At 35.2% G+C, this 26152-nt stretch carries 19 protein-coding genes; 5 read left to right on the top strand and 14 right to left on the bottom strand.

From position 1 onward, the window contains the following. Positions 1–159: 159 nt before the first annotated feature. From KF896_07835 to KF896_07825, 3 genes are all read left to right on the top strand, one after another. A complete protein-coding gene (locus KF896_07835) occupies positions 160–2367 on the top strand; it encodes a TonB-dependent receptor (protein ID MBX3043612.1) in 2208 nt (735 codons plus the stop codon). Positions 2368–2372: 5 nt separating this feature from the next. Further along, positions 2373–3371, top strand: coding sequence for an HmuY family protein (locus tag KF896_07830; protein ID MBX3043611.1), 999 nt, complete (start codon positions 2373–2375; stop codon positions 3369–3371). 76 nt (positions 3372–3447) lie between these two features. Then, on the top strand, positions 3448–4644 hold the full coding sequence (locus tag KF896_07825) for a response regulator (GenBank protein ID MBX3043610.1): 1197 nt from the start codon (positions 3448–3450) through the stop codon (positions 4642–4644). 125 nt (positions 4645–4769) lie between these two features. Here the strand turns inward: KF896_07825 and KF896_07820 are convergent, their stop codons facing one another. The 9 genes from KF896_07820 to KF896_07780 form a co-directional block, all read right to left on the bottom strand. Beyond that, positions 4770–6164, bottom strand: coding sequence for a tetrathionate reductase family octaheme c-type cytochrome (locus KF896_07820; protein ID MBX3043609.1), 1395 nt, complete (start codon positions 6162–6164; stop codon positions 4770–4772). A 456-nt stretch (positions 6165–6620) separates the two neighbouring features. Next, a complete protein-coding gene (gene frr / locus KF896_07815; protein MBX3043608.1) occupies positions 6621–7181 on the bottom strand; it encodes a ribosome recycling factor in 561 nt (186 codons plus the stop codon). Positions 7182–7195: 14 nt separating this feature from the next. After that, on the bottom strand, positions 7196–7912 hold the full coding sequence (gene pyrH, locus KF896_07810) for a UMP kinase (protein ID MBX3043607.1): 717 nt from the start codon (positions 7910–7912) through the stop codon (positions 7196–7198). Positions 7913–8036: 124 nt separating this feature from the next. Further along, positions 8037–8894 carry an elongation factor Ts gene (locus KF896_07805; GenBank protein ID MBX3043606.1) on the bottom strand — a complete coding sequence of 286 codons (858 nt, stop codon included), beginning with the start codon at positions 8892–8894 and terminating at the stop codon, positions 8037–8039. Between the two features lie 43 nt (positions 8895–8937). Further along, positions 8938–9813, bottom strand: coding sequence for a 30S ribosomal protein S2 (rpsB, locus tag KF896_07800; GenBank protein MBX3043605.1), 876 nt, complete (start codon positions 9811–9813; stop codon positions 8938–8940). Between the two features lie 160 nt (positions 9814–9973). Further along, on the bottom strand, positions 9974–10363 hold the full coding sequence (gene rpsI / locus KF896_07795) for a 30S ribosomal protein S9 (GenBank protein ID MBX3043604.1): 390 nt from the start codon (positions 10361–10363) through the stop codon (positions 9974–9976). A 25-nt stretch (positions 10364–10388) separates the two neighbouring features. Beyond that, positions 10389–10760 carry a 50S ribosomal protein L13 gene (gene rplM, locus KF896_07790; GenBank protein ID MBX3043603.1) on the bottom strand — a complete coding sequence of 124 codons (372 nt, stop codon included), beginning with the start codon at positions 10758–10760 and terminating at the stop codon, positions 10389–10391. A 252-nt stretch (positions 10761–11012) separates the two neighbouring features. Further along, the gene (locus KF896_07785; protein ID MBX3043602.1) at positions 11013–11741 is read right to left on the bottom strand and encodes a YggS family pyridoxal phosphate-dependent enzyme; all 729 of its coding nucleotides are present in this window, start codon (positions 11739–11741) and stop codon (positions 11013–11015) included. 8 nt (positions 11742–11749) lie between these two features. Beyond that, positions 11750–13726, bottom strand: coding sequence for a T9SS type A sorting domain-containing protein (locus tag KF896_07780; protein MBX3043601.1), 1977 nt, complete (start codon positions 13724–13726; stop codon positions 11750–11752). A 347-nt stretch (positions 13727–14073) separates the two neighbouring features. Between KF896_07780 and KF896_07775 the strand changes: the two genes are divergently transcribed. After that, complete coding sequence (locus KF896_07775; protein ID MBX3043600.1) at positions 14074–18189, top strand: T9SS type A sorting domain-containing protein; 4116 nt, start codon at positions 14074–14076, stop codon at positions 18187–18189. A gap of 179 nt (positions 18190–18368) precedes the next feature. On the opposite strand, the gene KF896_07770 is transcribed toward KF896_07775, so the two are convergent. From KF896_07770 to KF896_07755, 4 genes are all read right to left on the bottom strand, one after another. Then, positions 18369–20855, bottom strand: coding sequence for a PAS domain S-box protein (locus tag KF896_07770; protein MBX3043599.1), 2487 nt, complete (start codon positions 20853–20855; stop codon positions 18369–18371). Positions 20856–21167: 312 nt separating this feature from the next. Next, positions 21168–21806 carry a DedA family protein gene (locus tag KF896_07765; protein ID MBX3043598.1) on the bottom strand — a complete coding sequence of 213 codons (639 nt, stop codon included), beginning with the start codon at positions 21804–21806 and terminating at the stop codon, positions 21168–21170. After that, on the bottom strand, positions 21799–22344 hold the full coding sequence (locus KF896_07760; GenBank protein MBX3043597.1) for an HAD family hydrolase: 546 nt from the start codon (positions 22342–22344) through the stop codon (positions 21799–21801). The genes KF896_07765 and KF896_07760 overlap by 8 nt, the downstream gene beginning before the upstream one ends. Continuing rightward, the gene (locus KF896_07755; protein MBX3043596.1) at positions 22334–23533 is read right to left on the bottom strand and encodes a glycosyltransferase; all 1200 of its coding nucleotides are present in this window, start codon (positions 23531–23533) and stop codon (positions 22334–22336) included. The genes KF896_07760 and KF896_07755 overlap by 11 nt, the downstream gene beginning before the upstream one ends. A gap of 223 nt (positions 23534–23756) precedes the next feature. On the opposite strand from KF896_07755, the gene typA reads away from it, so the two are divergent. Then, positions 23757–25574, top strand: coding sequence for a translational GTPase TypA (typA, locus tag KF896_07750; protein ID MBX3043595.1), 1818 nt, complete (start codon positions 23757–23759; stop codon positions 25572–25574). 86 nt (positions 25575–25660) lie between these two features. Here typA and KF896_07745 read toward each other — a convergent pair whose 3' ends face one another. Further along, on the bottom strand, positions 25661–25897 hold the full coding sequence (locus KF896_07745; GenBank protein ID MBX3043594.1) for a T9SS type A sorting domain-containing protein: 237 nt from the start codon (positions 25895–25897) through the stop codon (positions 25661–25663). Positions 25898–26152: the final 255 nt, after the last annotated feature.

The raw sequence follows: 26152 nt of genomic DNA, 5'->3' as shown, positions 1-26152 counted from the left end.
GTATAATAATTATATCTAAATAAATAATATTATACGAAAGAGTTGATATAATTTTAGTTTTATAATAGGAATAAACCTCATTATTGAATTAATCCTTTTTAATTTCAGAAAAATTTAGTATTTTTAAACTTAGTCAAGTAAAGAAAATTATTTTGTGGAATGAAATACATACTATATCCTATATTTCTGTTATTTATTCTTACAAATTCGGAATCTAAAACAAGAATTGAAATTTTTGATTCCGAATCAGGTGAGCCAATTTCTTATGCCCGATTTGTAATTTTAAAAGCTATGAATTCAAAAGACACCTTAGTATCTCAGATGACAAATAAAACTGGTACTGCGGTTGTGGACTGTAATCTGCCTTTTTTGATTTCAGTTAACCATACAGGCTACGAGAAATTTGCAAAAACAATTAATACTGAGGAAGATTGTAAGATACTGCTTAATCGAAAAGTTTTTGTTCTTGATGAAATAGTAACAACCGGACAATTTACGCCGCAAAGCAGTCAAAAATCTGTTTATAAAATCAATGCTATTTCCGAAGAGCGAATTGTTGCCCAATCGGCTTTCAATCTGCGAGAGCTGATGATGACTGAAATGAATATCAGAGTCAGTCAGGACAATATTCTTGGTAGCAGTATGAGCATAAATGGACTTTCGGGACAGAATGTCAAAATTATGATTGATGGTGTTCCGGTGGTCGGCAGGTTGAACGGCAATATTGACCTTAGTCAGATTAATCTTAATAATGCCCGAAGAGTAGAGATTGTGGAAGGTCCTATGTCTGCAATTTACGGTACGGATGCTCTGGGTGGTGTTGTCAATATTATTACAAAAGATGTTGTTGAAGACAGTTATTTCATAAATGGAAATTCATTTTACGAATCTGTTGGTATTTATAATTTTGATGGTATTGTCGGCTATAATTTCGGCAGAAATAATATAATTGCCTCAGGCGGAAGAAACTTTTTCGATGGATTTTCAGAGATTGATACCTCTCGCTTCAAGCGCTGGAAGCCTAAGGAACAGTATTTTGGAGATGTTCAGCTTAATCACTTCGGTGATAATTTTTCAATAAGGTATCAGGGACAATATTTTAATGAATACATCCTTAATCGCGGAATGCCACGTGCACCATATCGCGAGACAGCATTTGATGACCATTATAAAACTCTGAGACTAACTAATACACTTTCAATGAAGGGTGAGGTAGCGAAAAATCGTTTTTATGATATAATAGCAAATTATTCTACCTTTACAAGAACAAAGAATACATACTTCAAAGACCTTGTTACACTCAATGAACGGATGACTGCTGACCCTGCTGATCAGGATACAAACACATTTGACAACTGGATGCTTCGGGCTGTTTACAGCCATGACAATATACTGAAATCTGTCAGTTATCAGGCAGGCATTGATTTGCACTTAAGTACTGCAGCGGGCAGGAGGATAGATCTACGTGAGCGTGAGGTTGGTGATTATGCCCTTTTCGGGTCTTTGCAAGCATCGGTTTTTGATAATTTGATTTTACAGCCATCTGTAAGATTTATTCATAATACAAAGTATGAAGCTCCTGTCGTGCCATCACTTAACATTAAATATGATTTAAACAGCAAGTGGTCTTTCAGAGGCTCATATGCTAAGGGATTCCGCGCTCCTTCGCTTCAGGAGCTTCACTTTATGTTTGTTGACATTAATCATAATATACTCGGCAATACTGATTTAAAAGCGGAAACCTCAGACAGCTATATTTTGGGCATCAACTATCATTCAACCTCAGAAATGCATTCTTTCAAGATTGAAAGTGGTTTATTTTATAACAATGTTAAGGATTTAATTTCGTTAGCCAATATTGAGGGTGATTTATATTCATATATTAATATCGGCGAATTTCATACTATGGGTGGCAATATCGCACTTAGCTATATCAGAGAAAATATTAATTCTCGAATCGGATTTTCTTATACCGGTCGGCAGTATCGCTCGAGTGGATTAATAGGTTCGACCGAAGTGATTTTTACACCTGAAGTTATGACAAACCTGATTTATAATCTGCCATTTTGGGATTTGAGACTTAATGCCTTTTACAAATTTACTGGACGCCTTGTAGGTTTTTTTGCTGTAAGTGATGTAGAGTATGATCAGTTCGAAATAGGAGATTTTCATACAATGGATATGTCACTTTCACGTGATTTTATTGATAAAATGATTACATTTACTCTCGGAATAAGAAATTTATTTGATGTAACTGAAGTTGACAGAATAGGTTCAACTGGTGGATTTCATGCAGATGGTTCTGCAACAAATCCGGTTGCCTGGGGAAGAACATTTAGTGCAAGTTTTAGATTTAATATTAAATAATCAATATGAAAAATTATATCATATATATAATAGTATCAGGTTTTATAATTACAGGCTGTTTTGATACAGAGCTGCCAGTGAAGCCTTATCCTCGTGGAGATACTAAGGTGACTGTTGTTGAAATGTCGCCTGATTATACAAATCAGATATATTTCAATTTTGAAAAAAACTTAGTTATTAAAGAAAATCACCGTGACGCATGGGATTTAGCTTTTCAGTGCTATGACGAGGAATATTTTATCCTTCTGAACGGTGCCAAGCTTATGGAAGCAGCCGATATGGGTCCTGTTGATTTCAGCTCTGTAACAAGCAGAAGCGGAGCTGAATTTAAATATGATTCGACAAACGGTGATTTTGAAAACTATTCTATAGGAAAATGGTGGGTGGATGGTGGCAATGAAGCTCAATCAAAAAATCATGTATATATCATTAATCGGGGAAGGGATATAGAAGGAAAGAGGATGGGATTTGTGAAAATGCAACTTTTATCTGCAAATTTTGAAGGCTATAAAATTAAATTTGCAGAGCTTGACGGTAGCAATGAATCCACTGCTTCAATTCCAAGAAATAACAAGTATAATTACATAATGTTTTCTTTTGACTATCCTGAACAAGCTCTTGAATTAGAGCCGGAAAAGCAGGATTGGGATATTCTGTTTACAAGGTATCTTGCATTCCTGCCGTTTAATAATTCGCTTTTGCCTTATGGTGTGACAGGTGTGATGATTAATCATACATTAACTGAAGTTACAAGCGATTCATTAAGACCATTTTCTGATATTGTTTTAAATGATATTGACAATTATTCATTCTCTAAATCCCCCGGTTTCATTGGGCACGAATGGAAAGACTTTGAACTTAATGGTGAAATTTATACCGCAAAAGATTATGTTACGTATATTTTCAAGGATGTTAACGACTTTTACTGGAAATTTAGGTTTATTGACTTTTATAATGATGATAAGCAGAGAGGGTATCCAAAATTTGAGTTTAAAAAATTATAAACTTTCAAATAATTAAATAATTTATAAATTAAATTGACTATTTTTGTAAATATTTTATTCAATAATATTGAAATTTATGACTAACAATCAAACTACAATTCTCTTAGTTGATGATAGCGAAACCTTCCTCAAAGGTTTGAATAACTTTTTATCTAAAAATTTGTCCAATGTCAATATCCGTGCTGTAAATTCCGGTATGGAAGCAATCCGTGTTCTTGGAAATAACATAGTAGAATTAATCATTATGGATGTCTTTATGCCAGTCTTTGATGGAATGGAGATGGCAAAGATAATTCGAAGTAACCCTCGAACAAGCAGAATTCCAATAATTTTTATGACATCGGCTGAGATTAGTCCCGAACTTGAAATGAAATCGTTAGAGTATGGCGGTATTGATTTTATAAGCAAATCATTTGATGAATCAAAACTGCTTAGAATGATAAATCTTTATCTGAGATTTATAAATTGGGAAAAAGAAATCAATCTTCAGCTTGAAAACAAAATTGCTGAACTTAATGGTGAAATCAAACAAAGAAAAGAAATAGAAGCTGCACTTGTAAAGACAACTAACCTTCTTCAGGATGCAAATAAAACCAAAGACAAGTTCTTTTCAATTATTGCTCACGATTTGAAAAATCCTTTAGGCTCTTTCAGAAATCTTACCGATATGATCCTTGAGTATTATAATACATTTAGTGATAAGGAATTAATAGAATTTATTACTATTTTGAGAGAATCATCCAATAATCTTTACTCACTTTTAGAAAATCTGCTTGTCTGGTCAAGATCGCAAACAGGAAATATTAAGCTTAATAAAAATGATTTCAATGTAAAATTTCTGGCTGAGCAAATTAAATCATTGATTTCTCAAATTGCTGAGGATAAGAAAATTTCCCTATATTTTGATATTGATGATGAGTTGGAAGTTGATGCTGATATCAATATGATTAGTACTGTTATTAGAAATTTAATGACAAATGCAATTAAATTTACTTCGTTTGGTGGTAAAGTTGAATTAAGCGTTAAGAAAAATGATAATCTGGCAATATTCAAAGTTTCAGACAATGGAGTTGGAATGTCCGTGGAAGATTTGAATAATTTGTTCAAAGTTGGTACATCTAATACCAAGCTTGGCACTAATATGGAAACCGGAACCGGGCTCGGATTGATAATCTGCAGAGATTTTATTGAGGCTCATAACTCAAAAATAGAAGTATCTTCAGAAGATGGCAAAGGAACTGAATTTTCATTTTCACTGCCTGTAACTTTATAAATTTGAATTAAATCTTATATTGGATCATCTTGCAAGAGAAATGCTGATTTTAATTATCAAAATAATATCAGGGCTATGATTAATTCACAGCCCTGATTATTTATTGCAGGTAACAATTTAAAAAATTACTTCACTAATTTATTTCTGACTCTTCCGCCTTTTTTTAATGGGTCATCATTATAGCCAAGCGCCTTCCAGTCAAAACTGCCTTTATTACCATGGCAGTCATTACATTTCAAAGTTTCACCTTTTGAGACGACCATGTGATTAATTGGGTAAAGCATTTCGGTTTCAATAAATCCATAATTACCCGAATAAGCTAGATTTACTTCTTTCATACCGAGTTCAGCAGCTTTATTCCAATCAAAATCCTTCCAGAAGCCGCCTTCTCCGAACAATTTCGGAACTATGAGATAATTATTTTCAGTATCATAAATTTGTTTACCTTTCATATTTTTAAAAGGATAAATCTTACTTTTTGCATCACTGACATCGCCCCTTAGTTTGTTTAACAAAAGCGGTCTACCGGCTATTTTGTCGCCAAGCATATAATAATCCGCTCTGCCATTGAACCATCTGTAAACAGGCTTAACGTTTTTCTCCCATTTGATATCCCCTTTTTGTTTGGAATAAGCAAGATGCTTATCGTCAAATTTGACATCATCTTTCAATCCGGCAGTTGACCAATCCCAATAAGTAGCTGTAAAGTAATCGCGTGCTACATTGGGAATATGACAGGATTCGCAGGCAACTGCACCCAAGTGCTTACTAATAGTTGCATTTTTGTGGATTTGCTTTTTACTGTCGTCGTGGCAATCTGTGCAGGAAGTATGATTAAGTCCCGCTGCAATTGAGCCATGGCTCGCTCCTGAAATCTGATGTTTATCAGTTTTGTGGCAATTTGTACACTGCAAACCGTGCTTGTTCATGTGAACATCAACCTGTTTGGACTTATCAAGTAATGTAGGGTCTAAATCGCCATGCTTGACGGCAGTTCCACCGCCACCTTCAAAATGGCAACTTCCGCAATTCTCTTTTGTGGAACGTCCAACTGATTGAGCTGCTTTTTCAAGGTCAATTCCGTCAGCAGGCATACCTGCACCGGCAGGACTTTTTTTGTAAGTTCCATTTTGAGCATGACAAACAAGGCAGTCAATATTTTCAGCATCGGTAAAATCAAAACTTGCATCTTTCCAGCCGTAACCCGGGTGGCAGCTTGTGCATCTTGGCTCATTGGAGTTAATATTGATACAGAAATTATTAAAATTATTACGTTTGCCGAATTTTACTTTACCTTTGCCCTCTACTTCAAATTCATCGCCGAGCCAAAGCCAGTGACGGGATTTGAGTACTTCGTCTGCCTGTTCATCATGGCAACCGATACAAGCCCGTGTAACATCCTGAGGAGTATCAAATGGTCCAGAAACCATTTCGGAGTGGTCAACACTGCTAACCTTGGTTGTTGTATCAATATTTGTAATCAACAAAGCAACCAAAGTAAACAATACGATAAAAATCATGTGCTTTTTCATGATAACCTCCAATTTTTATTAAGTTTATTTTTTCTTCAATTCCATAAAAAACTTCATGTTTTGAAGACAATAATTCAAGTAAAGTCAGATATTACAAATTCCCGCTAAACCTTAAGTCATGGTAATTAAGTTATCTGAATATGTGTAAGTTATTGCATTTATATGTAAATCATAAGTATTATCCATACTTGAAATGGACTTTAAAATAATTGCTAAATCACATTTTAAGAGGGATTTTTCATATGCCTGTACCTTAATACTGTTGTCAAAATATAATTTTTGTAAAAATATAAAATATATTTGTAAATTCAAAAAAAATATCAATCAAAATCAATTTTTGATGGTAATATCATAGTTTATTCTGATTTTATTAAATATTTTATAAAAAAAAATCCTCCGTGCAAATAGCATTGGAGGATAAATTTTAAAAAATAAATTATGTGATTAGTCTTCGAGTAATTCTTTTTCTTTCTTATCAAGAATCTGGTCAACTTGTTTGACATACTCATCAGTGATTTTTTGAACATCGTCTTCACCGCGTTTTCTGTCATCTTCACTAATTAATTTGGATTTTTCTTCAGCTTTGAGTCCGTCAATCATGTCACGACGAACATTACGGATTGCAACTTTCGCTTCTTCAGCATATTTTTTACACATTTTGACAAATTCTTTTCTTCTATCTTCAGTAAGCGGCGGTACGGGAATGCGAATAATCGTACCGTCATTCTGAGGATTGAATCCAAGATCAGCTGCCCTGATAGCTTTTTCAATATCAGAAATAATGCTTCTGTCATAGGGCTGAATAATGATAGTACGTGCATCAGGGGCTGATACGCTTCCAACTTGAGAAACAGGAGTTGGCTGACCGTAATAATCAACATTTACACCGTCAATTAGGCTACCGGATGCTCTTCCTGTACGAACTTTGCCGAGTTGAACTTTGAAATAGTCAACACACTTGACCATTTGGTCACGGCCCTCATTTGAAATATCATTAATTGGCATATTATTTACCTCAATTATTTATTATCACTTATAATTGTACCTATCTTTTCACCAAAGATAAGACGTTTTAAATTACCTTTTGTGTTAATATTCATAACACTCATCGGAAGTTTATTTTCATGACACAGCGTAATGGCTGTATGATCCATAACTCTAAGGTCTTTTTCAATTATTTCACGATATGTAATTTCGTCATATTTGACAGCATCAGCATTTTTTTCAGGGTCACTGTCATAAACGCCGTCCACACGAGTGGCTTTGATAATAATCTGAGCTTCAATTTCGATAGCTCTTAGCACAGCGGCTGTATCTGTTGTAAAATAAGGGTTGCCAGTACCGGCTCCGAAGAGTACAACACGATTCTTTTCGAGGTGTCGAATAGCACGTCGTCTAATTAACGGTTCGGCTATTTGCTCCATTTTGATTGCAGTCTGAAGGCGTGTCGTAACACCGAGTTCTTCGAGTGCATTTTGAAAGGCAATGCTATTGATTACAGTAGCGAGCATACCCATCTGGTCACCGCTTACTTTGTGAATTCCATGAGCGGCAGCCTGAATTCCGCGGAATATATTTCCGCCACCAATTACAATACCAATCTGAACACCAAGATGATAAATTTCTGCTATTTCAGCGGCAAATGTCTTGAGTACACCCGGGTCTATTCCAAATTGACGTTCGCCCATCAGTGCTTCACCGCTGAGTTTTAATAATATTCTTTTATATGAAACCATAATAAAATAATTTTATTGATTTTTTTAAAAATAAATTTTCATAGGTTCTCTACATTAAAATAACAGAGGAGTTGATGCTCCTCTGTCAATATTTAATTACGCCATATTTGCATCAAGCAGTAAATTATAATTCACCAAGTGCAAATCTTAAAAATCTGTTGACTTTAACATCAGTGCCGGTAATTTCAGAAATTTTCTTTAGCACATCAGATACATTCAAACTACCGTCTTTAACAAAAGCTTGTTCAATCAGGCAATTTTCGGTAAAGAATTTTTCAAGGCGACCCTGAGCAATTTTTTCGGCGATTTCTTCTTTTTTACCTTGTTCAATAGCTTGCTGTTTGTAAATTTCGATTTCTTTTTCAAGTGTAGTCGTATCTACTTGTGAACGATCAACGAACTGAGGATTCATTGCAGCAATCTGCATTGCAATATCGCGAACAAGTGCCTGAGCTTCGTCATTAAGTGAAGAAGCAGAAATATCAATCATTACACCAAGTTTGTTGCCAGCGTGGATATAGCCGGAAATAAAACCTTCACTTTTCCAGCGGGCTAATCTTCTTGCTTCGATTCTTTCGCTGAATTTAGCAAGAATATCATTGTGCATATTAATTAGAGAAGAACCATTGTGAGATAATTTGTAAAGGTCTTCTGCATTGTTGACATCATTATTCAGAAAAGCACCTGCTACTGTATTGACATAATCAATAAATTCCTGATTACGTGCAACGAAGTCAGTTTCACAGTTAATTTCAAGAATAGCGGCAACTTTGCCGTCTTCGGAAGTATTAACAACAATCATACCCTCGTTAGCACTTTTATCTGCACGTTTAGCAGCAGAAGCAGCGCCTTTTTTTCTAAGGATATCAATTGCAAGATTCATATCGCCATCGGCATCTACAAGAGCTTTCTTGCAGTCTGCCATGCCTGCACCTGTTTTGTCACGCAGGTCTTTGACCATTGAAGCGGATATATCAGCCATAATATTTAAAACAACTCTATAATATTAATAAAAAATATTTTTTCTATTCGGAAACAGCAGTATCTTCACCTGCTTCTGTGTTAGTATCAATAGTTCCAGACGGAGCCGGTCTGCGACGGTCAGAGCGTTTAACTCTTCTTTCGCGGATGCGTCGCTTTACTTTGCCGTCTTCATCTTCATTATCGCTGTCTTTGTCGCTGCCTTCGCTTGCAAGTTCCGCCTGACGGACTTTAGCAACTTCAGCACCTTCAACTACTGCATCAGCCATAACGCTTGCGATAATTTCAACAGTTGAAATTGAATCGTCATTTGCCGGAATTGGGAAATCTACCTCATCAGGGTCTGTATTTGTATCAACTATACCAATAACTGGAATACCCAATATTTTAGCTTCTTTAATTGCGAGATGTTCTTTACGAATATCTACAACAAATAATGCACCCGGGAGGCGTGTCATAGTTTCGATACCGCCGAATACTTTACGTAATCTGTCACGCTCGCGTGAAATAAGTAATCTTTCTTTTTTGGTAATTTTTTCAAATGTACCGTCAACTTCCATTTTATCAATTGCATTAAGGCGTTTGATAGATTTGCGGATTGTGACAAAGTTTGTAAGCATACCGCCAAGCCAGCGTTCAGAAACATAGTTCATACCTGAGCGACTTGCTTGTTCAGCGATTGCAGTTTTAGCTTGTTGTTTTGTACCAACGAATAAAACAATCTTTCCTTTGCTTGCAACATCATAAATAGCTGATTTTGCAATGTCAAGCAAGATTTGAGTTTTACGAAGGTCAATAATATGAATACCGTTGCGCTCCATAAAAATAAAAGGAGCCATTTTAGGATTCCATCTGCGTGTGAGATGTCCGAAGTGAGCGCCTGATTCGAGCAGGGCTTCAATTGAAACTGAATGTTCCATTTAAATAATCTCCAAGAAAAATAATGTTAAACTACTGCCATTCATCAACTTGCAGGTTCAGTCACAATGACCACGCGAACCGGCAATCCGAAGGCATGATTATTTAGAAAAAATAAATGCCTTGCAGATGTAAACTCCAAGGCACGAAAAAACAAAAATATTAACGTTTTGAGAACTGGAAACGTTTACGGGCTTTCTTCTGTCCGTATTTCTTACGTTCGACCATTCTCGGGTCACGAGTCATAAGACCACCCTGGCGCAATGATGAACGTAATTCTGCATCATACTCGACTAAAGCTCTAGCAATACCAAGCTGCATAGCGCCTGTCTGACCGCTTTTGCCGCCACCTCTGACCGTTACTGCTACATCAAATTTTCCGTCGTAATCAGTCAGCGCTAACGCTTTGATAGCTTCCTGACGATTTATAGCGACAGGAAAATATTCTTCGAAACTTCTCTTGTTGATAACAATTTTTCCACTTCCCGGAGAAATCAATCTAACTTGAGCTGTTGATGTTTTTCTTCTGCCTGTTGCCAAAAACACCTTCATTAAATACCCCTTAGTTCACTATTAATTATTTATATTTCAATTCATATACTTGAGGCTTCTGAGCTGAGTGCGGATGCACATCTGAACTGTAAACCTTAAGCTTTTTGTAAATCTGGCGTCCAAGTCTGTTCTTTGGAAGCATGCCTTTGACGCTGTGCTCTATAATCTTTGTAGGATTACTCTGCTTGAGATCTTTAAATGTATCAATTTTGACACCGCCCGGATAACCGGTATGTCTGAAATATTCTTTCTGTTCAGCTCTTTTGCCTTCGAGAATTACTTTTTCAGCGTTTAAAACGATTACAAAGTCTCCTGTATCTACATGAGGAGTGAACCATGGTTTATGTTTGCCACGCAATAATGTTGCTATTTGTGTTGAAAGTCGTCCAACTGTCATATTTGCAGCATCCACAATCCACCAATCTCTAATAACGTCTTCTTTTCTAAATGACTTAGTAATTTTTGCCGAGGGTTCCACGTAACACTCCTGAGAAAAATTTAAATTATAACAAATATAGTTTACAAAAATAATAATTTTTGAACTATTTACCAAATAATAACTTGTTTGCTTTTTAGCGAACTACAAAAATAATAAAAAAAGTTGAAATCAAGTCCATAAATTTCAACTTTTTAAAAAAAATTGTTTTTTTTATCCAAAATTTCTATAATGTCTCTCTCCGAATATCGCTGTGCCGATTCTAACCATTGTAGCACCTTCATCAATTGCAACTTCGAAATCACCTGTCATTCCCATCGAAAGCTGATTTAATTTAAGTCCAAACGATTTGTTGATATTATCAAGAGTGTTTCTTAATAATCGAAATTCCTTTCTCTGAAGATATTCATCATTTGTAAAGGTGCCGATTGTCATCAGACCGACTACACGTATTGAATTAAGCTTGATTATACTTCCCATCAGATTTTCAGCATCGTCAGGGTCGCAGCCTGATTTTGAGATTTCCCCGCTGGTATTAATTTGCAGAAGACAATTGACAATTCTACCTTCGCTTTCGGCTCTTTTGTCTATTTCATTTGCTAGTTTGAATGTATCAACTGAATGAATAAAATTTACAAAGGGAGATAAAAACCTCACTTTATTTGACTGCAAATGACCGATGAAATGCCATTCAATATCATCAATGCCTTTATTTTTAAGTATATCAAATTTGTCAGACATTTCCTGAACATAATTCTCACCGAAACATCTTAAACCAGCACTGTAAGCACATTCAACTGTTCGAGCAGGCTGAGTTTTCGAAACAGATAAAACTTTTACTTCTTCAGGGCTTCTTCCTGCTTTTTTTGCAGCAATTACTGCTCTTTCCTTAATTTCATTATATTTTTGTCCAATTTCATTTTGAACTTCTTCGCAGTCCATACTTTCCTCTAATTTACTATACTTATTTTATGAGTATAAGTTTCATTTTTTATTGTAATATTCAGAAAGTATATTCCGGAATTTAAATTCTCCAAAATAATTCTTTCGGAATTCATTCCGGATTTGTTATAATTACTACGGCTCAGTATTGTATTTCCAAGAACATCAATAATAATGATTCTAACTTCTCCTCCAGCAGACTGGTAATTTATACATAAATAATTGCCTTCCTGATATATTTCGGGAATATTTACATGGTTGCCTTCATTTACTGAAACATAAGATTTAAAATCCCTAAGCTCATAAATTCCGGCAACTATATTGCCTTCATTTATTTTTATGGAATCAACCAAAGAAGGATTTTCAGGCAATATTCTATGTTTTGTTACCGGGTCGGAAATATTAACTACTTCACTTAATTTACTACCGTCATTTAAATAATAAGTAATTTCTAAAGGTACATTAATAAAAAGTTCTCCTTCCTGAACCTGACGTATTTCAATTTCATCGCTTACAATTGTCGGCATATCACTAAATGTAATTATATCGAAAATTGGCCAACCACCGCGATATATCCATTGGTCAGCAAACCAATCCCAGTTCATATCTGTTTCATATTCAATAACACGAAAAACGTCGTTAGTTTGAGCATTACCATAAGCAAATATTTGCAAATACTGAGTTATCAGTTCTTCAAATTTCAGCCCTTCCTGCTCAAGTTGCCAATCAAGCATCCCCAAAATCACAGCACCTTTTTCATAAATTGTCATAGGATAATTTGATGACGGCAAATCTCTTGGAAAGTCATAAAGCGGGAATACACCTTCTTCTTTCGATATTAACTTAAGATACTCATCAGCTTTACCTTTTTGATTCAATAAATATGCCTGCTGCCCATTTCGACATCGAAGCCAAAGTGATTCACAGTAGGTCGCAAAAGATTCATTCATCCACGCATGCCTGAAATCTAATGGCGTAACCAAATTCCCAAACCACATGTGAGAGAGCTCATGAGCAGCAATTTCGTTATTAGAATCCTTGTTGACACTTAATCTTACAATTATGCTACGAGGCATAGATACCATAGTCTGGTGCTCCATAGCTCCCTTCCGAACATTAGTATAACCGATTTTCTCAAAGGGATAATCGCCAAAAAGACTTTCATAGCAGTCATTCATTGCAGTTACTTCACTATAGGCAAATTCGCTGTCAGTGGAGTCAATCGGCAATGAAAATATCTGAATTGGAACTTTGTAATCATTATTTTCTATCAATACATAAGGACCGGCTGCAAATGTAAGTAAGTATGTAGCGGCAGGATAGTTATGCTCCCAAACAAATTCTTTTGCACCTTCATCAGTATCACGCACTTCGGCTAAATAACCGTTGGATGCAACTTTGAAATTGTCCGGAACTTTAAATGTCCCACGATATGTTGCTTTATTCTGTGGATGGTCGAAGCAAGGCATCCAGTGCCTTGTTGTTGAAACATAAGGTGCTCTGAAGCCTACACCCAAAGCATATAGAACAGCTTCTTCATAATGAACTCCACCCCATGACATAGTTCCGGCATTTTCTGCTGTCATTACACCGGAATATTCAATTACAAAATCAACAGTATCAGATACTTCATCAGGATATCCGACTGTATAATGAAAAAGTCTTGAGCCTGCTTGTCCGTTTGCCTCAAAATCCAAATCAATTCCATTTGATGTAATTGAATTAATATTCAATCTCTCAAGGTGAAAGATAAACTTATCTCCTTCAATCGTGCGATTTCTGGCTACTGTAATTGTACAAACACCTTCGACTTGCCTGCTTGTGTAACGGTTTAAATCAAGATATACATCATAATGTAATACTACAAAGGGCATTTCCCGATATTCAAGAGGGTCAGGTGGCTGTTGTTCAGAAAAAACTGTTACGCCAAATATCAAACTAATTGCAAAAAGAAGGATTCCAATTTGTAACTTTTTTATTTTCATTTCAAATTATCCATTTTGAAAAAAACTAATATAATCATTTTTTTAGAAATATAATCAGCAAAATTAAATAATTACATTCAATATTGTAAAACCTATATTTATTTATTGTTATGTAACTTTCTTGATTGAACTTTGTTATTAAATTGATTTAGAAATGAAAATTTTGAAATAATTTGTTTGAAGTTTAAAAAATATTCAAAAAAGCTAGTTCGAATAGTGTTTATCTGAAAAATCTTTTTGGTATTTGAAAAAAAACAGTTAAATTACCATTTGGAAAATTGCAAAATTATTTTATGAATATAAATTAAGAATTTAAAAAAATTTTTATAAACTTTTTAGGTGATACAATGTTAAAGAATTCTAATTTTATGAAATCCCTAAGGATAATTCTACTGGCAGCAATTATGCTTCCTCTTATGTACTCGCAATCAATGTCGCAGTACTGCAGCGCATCCACAACTTATCAGGATGAATTCATTGCTGAATTTTATTTTAACACAATCGCAGTTGACGATTGGAAATGGTCAAGCACAATTTCAGATTATACTCACTTATCAACCGACTTGAAAATGGGGGATACATATACAGCGAAAGTTGTAAACGGTTATGCTTACTCAAGTGATCAGGTCCGGTTGTGGATTGATTTTAATCAGGACGACAAGTTTGATACATCAACTGAAGAATTTATTTTATCATCAAGTGACGCTGGTAAAAATTTTGCTGGCGATATAACAATTCCTCTTGATGCAAAAGCTGGCTCAACAAGACTACGTGTCAGAATGACCTGGGCTTCAACCCCTATGCCTTGCGACGGTTCTTCCTATGGCGAAGTTGAAGATTATACTGTTAATTTAGTGCCTCCAATTCCTGATGGACAGATTACAGCTATGACAAGTCCTGTTAAGCCTTTTTTAGTTGGTGAATATCCTGTTATTGCAACTTTACGTTCTAATAATGAAGTTGCTATGACTGCTTGTAAAATTGACTGGTGGGTTAACAACGTATATCAGGGAACCTACAACTGGACAGGCAATATGCGTAATGGCCAGACTCAGAATGTTAATCTTGGCAATTATAATTTTGTGTATCCGGAAAACGAAACAGTTTTTGGACCATTCCAAATGAGATTTACAGTAAAAGATGTAAATAATGATCCACCTGACGCAGACCCAAGCAATGATACTTATCAGGTAAATATTTCACCAAATCTCAATGATTGCGGTGCAATAGGTTTCTTCGGTCCGCCTGAAGGATTTGGTGCCGGTGTAACTCCTGTAAGAGCACGTATAATGAATTTTGCTCCTAAACCACTTTCAAGGGTTACTGTTTACTGGAAAATTGATGGTCAGGAACAAACACCTAAGACATTTACAGGTTTAAACATCAGACAAAATCAGTTCCAGGATTTGGATATGGGTACGTTTTTATTCTATAATAAAACTCCTCTTGGTCCATTTGAAGTAGAAGTATGGACAGAAAACCCGAATGCAGTTCAAGATGAAGACCCAAGCAATGATAAATATCAAGGCGGTATAGGACCATCTTTGGCTGCAGGTACTTATTTTGCCGGTGGTGCTAATGCACACTTCCAGTCACCTGCTGAAGCTGCTTCATACATGAATTCAAGCGGTATTTTTGGCCAAGGTGCAGTAATTATCGAAATTCGTCCCGGAACTTATAATGGACAGGTAATTTTGAATAACCGTATGGCTAACGACAATCAACTTATATTCCGTTCATCTACAGGCAAAGCTTACGATGTTTATCTTGTTAACAGTCCTTCAACAGCAAATAATTTCGTTCTTCAGCTTGCAGATGTTAATAATGTAACTTTCAGAAATATAACAATTCAGAATAATAATTCAAATATCAGCAATGCAGGCAGACTTGTAACCGCCGATAATATGAATGGATTGAAATTTGAAGATGTTGTTTTCAATGGTGTGTCTAACGCTCCTAAAACAGCTGCTTATAATATTTTAACATTAAATAATGTAAATAATTTCTCTGTAACTGGTAGTGATTTTAACAGGGGTTCAGCAGGTATTTGGAATGAAACATCATCATCGCCTGTTTTTGTTGCTGATAATAATACTTTTATGAACTTCTCATGGTATGGTATTTACAACTATATCCAAGCACCTGCAAATGGTAATGACGTTGCTATCAACAATAACACTTTCAAGCGTGATATGGCAGGCAATCCAAATGGTGCAATTTTCTCATTTAATGGCTCTTCAATCAGAAACAATATTATTGCTGATATCAATGGTGTTGGCAGTGCTGAAGATGCACTTATAAAAGTAGAGCATTATGAAGGTTATGATGAGGAAACTCCATATTCATTATCTCAAATGCATACTTCATATATTGAAGGTAACACTATAACAAACTGTTCAAATATGAATGGTATCAAAGTTATCAATGCGAATGCAATTGTAAATCATAATCAGGTTGTAATGTCACAATCTGCAAACTTTGGTGCGGCATTGATTGACTTCATGAATGCTTCAGGTGTAGCAGGCAATAACATGTTGATGGGATCAAACATATTAGGTCTTGACGTTGAAAATTCACCTATGCTTTATGTAATATATAACACATCATCTGTTGAATTTAATGGCAATCCTGTTGCAAGAGTTAGTGGCGATAATGCAAGTATTATGAGAAACATATTTGTTAATAAAGGCACCGGAACAGCAATTACTGCTCCATCAGCAACCAATATTGACCAGAATGTAATTTATACAAGTGGAAATGTGCTTGCTAATATCGGCGGTACAAATTATGCTTCTATGGCAGCCATCCACAATTTAGGAATGATGATAGAAAGTAATAGCGTTTTGGTTGAATTCTTCAGCCCTTCAGATCCGCATTTGAAAGTGTATAACGCTGCTTTACTATTTAATACACCTCTGTTTAATTCAGACGACAACTGGGCTGGCTGGTATGTTGAGCATAGTGACTTTGATGGCGAACCACGTTTATCATATTATGCCGGTGCTGATGAAATTTTCTTATCAATTTCAATTGAACGTCAGACAGAAGGTTTCGTGGATTGTGTTGGTGCTACTGATAACTTCCTTACAGTTTCATCAGCAATAGGATACAATGCACCAATGACTTACCAATGGGAACATGACGGCACACCAATACCGGGAGCTGTTGACCCAATCCTTTATTTCGAAAATTTACGTCACCAGCAAGCCGGTGTTTACCGTTGTTTAGTTAATGGTCCGGGTAAAACAGAGCCAATTTACTCACACCCGGTAGCTGTTTATGTAACCCGTTCAACTGACATTACCCGTCAACCTGAGACTCATGGTGTATTTGTTGGAACTGTAGCTACTCTGTCATTTGATGCACACGTTAACGGTAAGAATATCGAAAGTGCTATTGCTAATGACGAAGTAAAAGTTCAGTGGTACAAAGTTGTTGACGAAGGTAATGATATCAAATTAACTGATAATCAATGGATTTCAGGCACAAGATCAAATTACCTTACTATCGCTAACTTCAGATTACCTGACCAAGGCGAATACTATGCTACAGTTGAAGGCATCTGTGGTATGGTTACTACCGAAACTGCAAAACTTACTGAAGAAAATCTTGAAATTAATATTATTCAGCAACCTGTTGCTAACACTATTTGTGCTACAGAAGAAGTAATATTTAATGTAGATGCTACTTCAGGCGGTTCAAACCAACTTATTTACCAATGGTACAAAGATGGCAATATGCTTACAGATAATCTTCCAAAGATTGAAGGCACTAACAGCAAGCATTTGATTATTTATAATCTTAATAAAGCTGATGAAGGTAATTACTACGCTACTGTAACTATTCAGGGAACAACTGTACAAGTGCAATCAGATATGGCTGCTCTCAAAGTAAATACACCTCCTGTTATCTTGCTTCAGCCTCAAGACGCTACAATTGAAGCCGGTCGCCAGTTGATGCTTGATGTTGTTGCAGAAGGCAATGATGATCAGGAAGTACTTAACTACAAATGGTTCCATAATAGCAGATTAGTTCAGGATTCGGACGATATGTATTATATCGTTGATGTTACTACTCCTGATAATGCCGGTGAATACTTGGTAATTATAAGCAATGATTGTGGTTCAGTAACGAGTGAAACAGTAACTGTTACAATTACAACAGGCAGTACAAGCGTTGTAGAAGTATTCCAGAGCGGATACTCTCTGACTACTGCTACTCCTAATCCTGTTCAGTCAGTTGCAACTATCAACTTTACTGTACCAACAGAATCATTTGTAAAAATTACAATGACTGATGCAAGCGGTGCAGGTAGAATTATTCTTGCTGAAGGTAACTTCCAGACAGGTACTCACAACATTAATTTCAATGCTCAGGATTATAATCTTGCCAGCGGCACATACTTCTATTATTTAGAATCTAATGGTGTACGCTTAGCTCAGAAATTAGTTGTAATCAAATAGTTTGATTATTTCAAATTGACCTCATTAAAAAAAGGCTTCCCGTTAATTTGGGAAGCCTTTTTGATTTACATCCTGTGTTGCAAAAAAAAGGTTAACATAAAAAGGAGTAAACGATAAGGCATGACCAGATAATAGAATTTGTACGGCGAACTCATTTTAAAGTTTTGAAAATATATGAGTTAGTGCATTTCGACTTTAGGTATGGAAAAGAAGAAAATGGTACCGACTCCGACTTTACTCTCAACCCAAATTTTACCTCCATGTTTCTCGACAAAATCCTTACACAATATAAGACCTAAACCACTTCCTTTCTCGTCAGCAGTTCCAAGAGTTGACACTCTCTTATCTATCTGAAAGAGTTTGTTTTGGGTTTCTTCGTCCATTCCTAATCCCTGATCTTTTACATAGAAAATAGAGTCCGAATCACTGTCAAATCCTTCTTCCAGCTTGCCAATTTCAATAATATCTCCAAATTTAGAAAATTTAATAGCATTAGATATTAGATTTCTGAAAATAGTAGTTATCATATTTGAATCAGCATATACATAAGTACTTGGCGGTATAAGATTAAAAACTATAACGCCTTTGCTTGACAAATTAGCTAATTGAACTTTAATAATATTATCAACTAAAACTGAAATGTATAAATCGGAGGGGAAATACGATATAGTTCCCTGTTGCGACTGAGCCCATTCAAGCAGATTTTCAAGTAAAATAAAAATATTATCAGCTGACTCTTTTATCATCTTTATAAATGATTTTATTTCATCTTGAGATAAAGTCGAATAATTTTCATCGAGTAGTCTGGTAACATTATTGAAAGCACCCATTGGGCTTCTTAAATCATGTGCAATAATTGAAAAGAAAACGTCTTTTGCAGAATTAAGTTTTTTAAGTTTCAATTCGCTCTGAAGAAGTGTTTCTTCTGCAAGTTTTTGGTCAGTTATATCCATTCCGATGGATTGATATTTGATAATATTTCCTTCATCATCAAAAATAGCACAATTTGACCAGTTATGCCATTTGATAGAGTTGTTAAATTCAATCTTATGGCGATTAGTAAATATTGGGTTTTCTTTTGTAAGTTCTTTAAATTTCCCGGATAAAATTACACTGTCCTCATCACTTAAGAAACTAAAGAATTTTTTATTTATCAGTTTGTCCTTCGGTAATCCAAAGTAATCAGCATAAGATTGATTTACATAAGTGAGTGTACTATCAGGTAAAAATTCACAAACCAAAGCAGGTAAATTTTCAGCTAAAGCACGGAATCTTTCTTCACTTTGCTGTAAAAGAATTTCAGCTTCCTTTCGCTTAGTGATATCACTAAATGATGCTATACTCATCATAACATCGCCCTTACTATCGTAAACAGGGGTGCCGTAAATTTCAAGAAGAGTATATCTGCCATCAGGGCGCTTGATAATCATATCATCTACAAAAGATTCTTCGCCCTGCATACCTCTGATTATTGGCATTTCATCAATAGGATATCTTTCGTTAGTGCCATACTTATAGGCTTCATATATTGTATCGAGATTATCTTTTGTGGCATCCGGCAGAATCCCTCTGCCTAATATACTTTTTGCAAGATTATTTGCTATTACAGGTTTGCCACTTGGCGATTCAACCATAAATATGCCTACCTGCAACTTATTAATTAAAGTATTTAGCAAACTGTTTTGATTGAAAATCATCTGCTCATTTTTCTTTCTTTCAGTAATGTCAACGAATGCTCCGACAATTCCGGCGGGTTGATTATTAACATCATAATAAAGACGCTTTGAAAATATCACAGACCTTCTAACGCCGTCTTTATCAATAATATCTCCCTCGTACTCCTGAACTCCCATATTTTCAAAAAGTTCCCTGTCTTTCATCTGATAAATATCGGCTAATTCGAAATCCCATATTTCATTAGGCATTTTACCTGAAATTGTCTCGTTACAAACACCCATTACTTCTTTGAATTCCTGATTGCAACCCTGATATCTTCCATTAATATCTTTGTAAAAGACCGGCAGAGGTATAGCATCAATCAAAGATGAAATGAAGTTTCTTTGCTCAATTATTTTCTTTTCAGCTTTCTTGCCGGCAGTAATATCTCTGGTAACGCCATGAATACCAATGACATTGCCTTCCTCATTTCTTAAAAATGAAACATTTGTAGATATTGTTATTATGCTTTCGGTGTTGGAAATTATATCTGATTCTATCAGATTATTGGCAAAATTTATGAATTCATCGTTATTAAGTTCAACTCTAAGTTTGTTTAAAATTGCTTTAACAGTCGAAGCGGGGTAAACTTCATCAAGTCGTTTCGATAAAGCACTTTCAACCGGTACTCCAAAGTTATCACTAAATGAAGGGCTTAGATATTTTATAATCAAATCTAAATCTGTTATAAAAATAACATCGGAAGTACTTTCGGCAATTCTTTTAAATTTTGATTCACTCTTGAGGAGCCTTTTTACCTGAAATTTCAGCTTTTCATTTTCTTGTTCTAATTTGTTTTTATCATTTTCAAGTATCAAGTATTTTTCAATGAGTTCTTCAACTAAAAAATTGTTATCAAATATAAACTTGTTGTCTGTATTTGATAACTCCTTTGAGTTGTCTTTCGAATTTTTTATTCGTGTAAAAATATCTTCTACTTTAGTATTCATATACTAATTATGTACTTGAAAAATTACAGATTACAAATGTAAATATTTTTTATTTATGAATAAAGAAATATTTGTTTTCTAAGTAATTTAATGTAAGTAGAAATGCGTAGCAATTTGAATAAAACAGCTAAAAATGTAGATATATTGATTATTTATTTTTCATATTAGGATTTTAAAAAAATAATAAAAATACGGAAAACTACTTGTACAACAATGTTTTATACACGATTAAGCCCTTAAGAGAAGTCATTTCTGACTGAATTCTAAATAGTTTAAAAAAAAATGTCTATTTTACATAGATTATAAATAAAATCAATCCTGAGTATTATCGGTTTCATTATTCTTGTTGTTAGATTTATTTTTAAAAATCTGATATGCAACAAAAACAACAACTATTATAATCGCAACAGGAAAGATTATTTTTCCGTAAAGTGACAAATATTTATCAATTGCTTCCCAGTTATCACCAAATGCATTGCCTAATCCAAGCAAAATAGAATTCCATACAAGTGAAGAAACAATTGACAGGGCTATAGTAATTGTAAAATTAAGTTTGGACATACCTGCAAAAAATGAAATAACAGCACGAGTTCCTGAAAGAAACCTATTGGCTATTATAAGTCCGTAGCCATATTTTGCAAACCATGACTCAACCTTTTTGATAGCGTCCCTTGAGATGAATTTGAATCTGTTCTCATCCATAACCAAAGTATCGAATTTCAAGCCCAAATAATACATCACCGCAAAGCCGAGAGTAGAACCTAAAGTAGCAACAAGCAAGATTTCCACAAAACTCCCTGATTTAATTCCAATCAGTGTACCCATGAAAACCAGGACAGAATCACCGGGCGATGGAGGGAAAATATTCTCGGTAAATGTAGTTATAAATGCAATAATCAGAACCCAGTACCAAGGCACTTGAGAAAGAAAATCTATTATAGTTTCAAGCATTATTTAATTCCGGAAGTATTTTCTTTAATAATATTAATAAATTGTTTAATTCTGAGATGTAATAATCCGGATTAGAATTTTCCTGCGATTCTGCTACAAGAATTGAGCAAACCCCGGCATTGCGGGCAGCCAAAATATCCGAATCTGTATCTCCAATCATTATAGACGAATGAAGGTCAATATTATATTTTTCAGCTGCTGAAAGTATCATTCCCGGGTTAGGTTTTCGGTTGAAACTATCAGAGGAGGCAAGCTCAGTACAAACATAGATATCATCGAATGCAACTCCCGACTTTTGAAGCAGCAGGTTTTGCATGTAATTGTGGACATCATCTAAATTCTTCTTGCTCATAATTCCTTTTCCAACACCTTGCTGATTGGAAATAATTATTGCAAGAAAACCTCTATCTTTAACAAATTTTAAAATTTCAGGAATTTCAGGATTGAGTTCAAAATCGGATATTATCTTTACATAATCTCCTAAAATTCTTTTGTTGATTATGCCGTCCCTGTCGAAAAAAACCGCTTTATTCTTCATCGAAAAGCTCTTTGATTACACCATCTATCTGGCTGAAAACCACTTCCCATGTATGAGTTGTAATAATCCAGTTTCGGGCATTTTCGGAAATAGTTTTTGCAAGCTCTTCATTTTTGAGAAGCTCAATTGTATATGCAATTAATTCCTCGTCACTGTGGGACAACATTGCATCAATTCCATGTTTAGCATAAATTCCCTGATTGCCTGTAGGTGTGGTTACGACTGCACAGCCCGAAGACATTGCCTCGAGCAGCTTATTTTGAATTCCTGAAGCACCATCATGAGGGTGCAAAAACACTTTTGCATTTGCATAAAAATCAGCTAAATCAGGTACATCCGCATGTATCTCTATACTATCACTTGCGAGCTCACGAATAGATTTGGGTGGATTTGCGCCAACAATTTGCAACTTGACATCAGGAACTTCAGATAATATCTTAGGGAATATCTCTTTTGAAATTTTAAGAGCCATCATTGTGTTTGCCCAAACGCTCAATTTCCCTGTGAAAATAACATATTTCTTTCTTTTGTTATAGTCAGTTTTGGGAGCGTATCTTTCAATATCTACACCATTTGTTACAAGACGGTATCGGGCATCAGGATTTCCATTTTTCATTTCCTCAATGTCTTCTTTGGTAACGAGGGTAGTGTAGTCATACATAGAAGTTATTTTTGGCTCATATTTTCTTAATTTCATTACTTCCCACCATCTTACGGCTTTTTGAAGTAAATTTGTGCTTCTTGAGTAAGACCTGCTTTGATAAAGTACACGGCAATCTTCAGAAATTAATATTTTTTTGAAAGATTTATCCTTGATATATTCAGCAGTTCGCATAAAAAATGCTATACCCAAATCAAAATCTATTTTACTGCAAAGCTCATCAACTGTATGCTTAAATTCCCTTGTCAGATAAAATGAAATTTCAAGAGGATATTCCAAAGGAAGTCTCACTCCGGTTATAAGCCCTGAAAGCATAGGGTTTAATGCAATTGGATAAACATTAACACCAAGTTCTCTTACCGGTTTTAAATCTGCTTCCAATGGAAGTGATCCAAAATTGAATGCTACCAAATACACATCATTCTTCTCCGCCAAGTGCCTTAGCAGATGATATGCTTTGATTTTATCCCCTCCTATTAATGGAAAAGGATACCTTGATGTCAGAAATAAAATCTTCTTTCTTTTCAACTTGTTTTATTTTAGTGAATCATATCTATGCAAAAATACTTATATTTTTTTTATTAATGAAATTTTCTCTGTTATTTAGAGTTTTTAATTTGGTGATTGGAATCAATATATCAGTTAAACTATTTTAGATTATAAAACGTGTCAAGAAAAGATATACCAAAATTGCATATCGTATTAGCATTTTACAAGTTAGATTTTTAATTTTTTTAGGTTATTATATAAGATGAGAAAAGAAAATTTCAGAAACATTGCCATCATCGCACACGTTGACCATGGCAAAACAACGTTAGTTGACCATTTACTAAGACAAAGCGGAACATTCCGCGATAATCAGCAGGTTGATGAGCGGGTAATGGATTCAATGGATCTGGAAAGAGAGCGCGGTATTACTATATCTGCGAAAAATACATCCGTTGAGTACAAAGGCATCAAAATCAATATAATGGATACTCCCGGTCACGCAGATTTTGGTGGTGAAGTTGAGAGAAGTCTGAATCTTGTTGATGGTGCCTTACTTCTTGTTGATGCAAGCGAAGGACCGCTTCCACAGACTCGGTTTGTACTCAAAAAAGCACTGGCTAAAAGCCTTCCTGTTATTGTTGTCATAAATAAGGTAGATCGTCCGGACGCTAGAATTCAGGAAGTTATAAACGAAATCTATGATTTATTTATTGATCTTGATGCAGATGACGCCCAAATTGAATTTCCGATTATATATACTATTGCCAAGGAAGGTCAGGCATTCAAAAATATAGGCGACGAGTCAAACAGTCTTGAACTGCTTTTTGAAACAATAATCAGCACTATTCCCGGTCCAATTGCAACAGATGACGAAGTACCGCAATTTTTGGTCACCAGTCTTGATTACGACTCCTATGTTGGTCAGATTTTGATTGGAAGACTTTCTCATGGTTCGCTTTCTATGAATAAAAATTATTTGCTTTGCAGTGAGGATGATAAACGAACTCAAGTGAAATTCTCTGCACTTTATACATTCAAAGGCTTACAGAAAAAGGCTGTTGATACTGTTTTAGCCGGAGATATAATTGCTCTTGCAGGTGTTGAAAATGCAAAAATTGGAGATACAATCACTTCAATTGAAAACCCAAAGCCTCTACCTAGAATAAAAGTTGACGAACCAACTGTTTCGATGATATTTTATGTCAATAACAGTCCATTTGCAGGAACTGAAGGACAGTATCTTACTACACGTCACCTTAAAGCCCGACTTGAAAAGGAACTTCTTCGTAATGTGTCAATTCAGGTTACACCTACTGACCGCGTTGATGCTTTTGAAGTAAAAGGCAGAGGTGAACTTCAAATGGCTATCTTAATTGAAACTATGCGCCGGGAAGGTTATGAATTTATGGTATCGAAACCTAATGTAATAACAAAAACTGTTGACGGAAAAACCCATGAACCTTATGAGCACGTTTTTATTGATGTTCCTGAAGAACATACAGGTATTGTAACCGAAAAACTTTCAATTCGTAAAGGAATTATGCAGAATATGATAAATCATGGACACGGCAGAGTTGACCTTGAATTCAGAATTCCTGCTAGAGGTTTAATCGGCTACAGAAGTCAATTTTTGACTGATACAAAAGGTGCAGGTATTATGAATACTTTGTTTGATGGTTACTCTGAATGGGCAGGGAACATCCCACAGCGTGTTTCAGGCGCTCTGGTTGCAGATAGACCGGGACGCGTCACAGCTTATGCTTGTCAAGGTATGGAAGACCGTGGCGACTTGTTTATACCTGTTGGAACTCAAGTTTATATGGGCATGGTTGTTGGCGAGAGAAATAAATCCGGCGATATGGATATTAATATTACAAAAGAAAAGAAACTGACAAATATGAGAGCTTCCGGTTCAGACAATACTGTTGTTCTTAGACCACCAAGAATTCTTACTCTTGATCAGGCTATCGAATTTATCTCTGATGACGAACTTATTGAAGTTACACCTGAAAATATCCGAATCAGAAAGATGGAATTAGATGCTAACAAACGCAAGCCAAAAACACGTGAATTAGGTTGATTCCGGCACTTTGTAGCTTGTGAAGTTAAAAATTCAGCAAAAATCCCCCTGTAATAAAACTCAATGTTTTCAGGGGGATTTGACTTTTAATATTTCACAAATTTCTCCACCATATTCCCAACACGGATGAAATACACTCCTGCCGGCAAATGAGACACATCAATTCTTTGGGTGGACAGGTCAAGCCCTGTCCCTATAATTCTATCATAAACATCAGAAGTTTCCAAAACATCGGATGTTTTATTAGAGGCATGAATAGCAGATTCAGAACTCCTGACCCAACATAGCAAAATAAAGCAGTTACAAGAATTAAATCGCAACATGTAAATTCGCAAATTGTTTGTTTTGTCACATTGAGCGAAGTCGAAACCTGTTAGCAAATAACACTCATTTCGACTTCGCTGCCAATGACAGTCTTGTAAGTGTCGGTAAATATATATAGTTAGATTTGTACGCATTTCGACTACGCTCAGTGTGACACTTGGTTGTATTATTTTGAAACTGAATACTTTTCTGCCAGATGCTAATTATTACATCAACCTGATTACTTCATTACAATTTGTTTTAAATTCTGAAAT

Source organism: Ignavibacteriota bacterium (assembly GCA_019637995.1).
Taxonomy (GTDB): domain Bacteria; phylum Bacteroidota; class Ignavibacteria; order Kapaibacteriales; family UBA2268; genus JANJTB01.
This window is presented reverse-complemented; position numbering and strand designations above follow the sequence as displayed.

What these genes read in the sequence shown, in the direction of transcription:
- rplM (MBX3043603.1), bottom strand. Translation starts at nt 10,760, where the DNA reads ATGACAGTTGGACGACTTTCAACACAAATAGCAACATTATTGCGTGGC.
- rpsB (MBX3043605.1), bottom strand. Translation starts at nt 9,813, where the DNA reads ATGGAACATTCAGTTTCAATTGAAGCCCTGCTCGAATCAGGCGCTCAC.
- pyrH (MBX3043607.1), bottom strand. Translation starts at nt 7,912, where the DNA reads ATGGTTTCATATAAAAGAATATTATTAAAACTCAGCGGTGAAGCACTG.
- KF896_07765 (MBX3043598.1), bottom strand. Translation starts at nt 21,806, where the DNA reads ATGCTTGAAACTATAATAGATTTTCTTTCTCAAGTGCCTTGGTACTGG.
- KF896_07775 (MBX3043600.1), top strand. Translation starts at nt 14,074, where the DNA reads ATGTTAAAGAATTCTAATTTTATGAAATCCCTAAGGATAATTCTACTG.
- KF896_07820 (MBX3043609.1), bottom strand. Translation starts at nt 6,164, where the DNA reads ATGATTTTTATCGTATTGTTTACTTTGGTTGCTTTGTTGATTACAAAT.
- KF896_07805 (MBX3043606.1), bottom strand. Translation starts at nt 8,894, where the DNA reads ATGGCTGATATATCCGCTTCAATGGTCAAAGACCTGCGTGACAAAACA.
- KF896_07770 (MBX3043599.1), bottom strand. Translation starts at nt 20,855, where the DNA reads ATGAATACTAAAGTAGAAGATATTTTTACACGAATAAAAAATTCGAAA.
- KF896_07785 (MBX3043602.1), bottom strand. Translation starts at nt 11,741, where the DNA reads ATGGACTGCGAAGAAGTTCAAAATGAAATTGGACAAAAATATAATGAA.
- KF896_07780 (MBX3043601.1), bottom strand. Translation starts at nt 13,726, where the DNA reads ATGAAAATAAAAAAGTTACAAATTGGAATCCTTCTTTTTGCAATTAGT.
- KF896_07745 (MBX3043594.1), bottom strand. Translation starts at nt 25,897, where the DNA reads ATGTTGCGATTTAATTCTTGTAACTGCTTTATTTTGCTATGTTGGGTC.
- KF896_07830 (MBX3043611.1), top strand. Translation starts at nt 2,373, where the DNA reads ATGAAAAATTATATCATATATATAATAGTATCAGGTTTTATAATTACA.
- KF896_07835 (MBX3043612.1), top strand. Translation starts at nt 160, where the DNA reads ATGAAATACATACTATATCCTATATTTCTGTTATTTATTCTTACAAAT.
- rpsI (MBX3043604.1), bottom strand. Translation starts at nt 10,363, where the DNA reads ATGAAGGTGTTTTTGGCAACAGGCAGAAGAAAAACATCAACAGCTCAA.
- KF896_07760 (MBX3043597.1), bottom strand. Translation starts at nt 22,344, where the DNA reads ATGAAGAATAAAGCGGTTTTTTTCGACAGGGACGGCATAATCAACAAA.
- KF896_07825 (MBX3043610.1), top strand. Translation starts at nt 3,448, where the DNA reads ATGACTAACAATCAAACTACAATTCTCTTAGTTGATGATAGCGAAACC.
- frr (MBX3043608.1), bottom strand. Translation starts at nt 7,181, where the DNA reads ATGCCAATTAATGATATTTCAAATGAGGGCCGTGACCAAATGGTCAAG.
- typA (MBX3043595.1), top strand. Translation starts at nt 23,757, where the DNA reads ATGAGAAAAGAAAATTTCAGAAACATTGCCATCATCGCACACGTTGAC.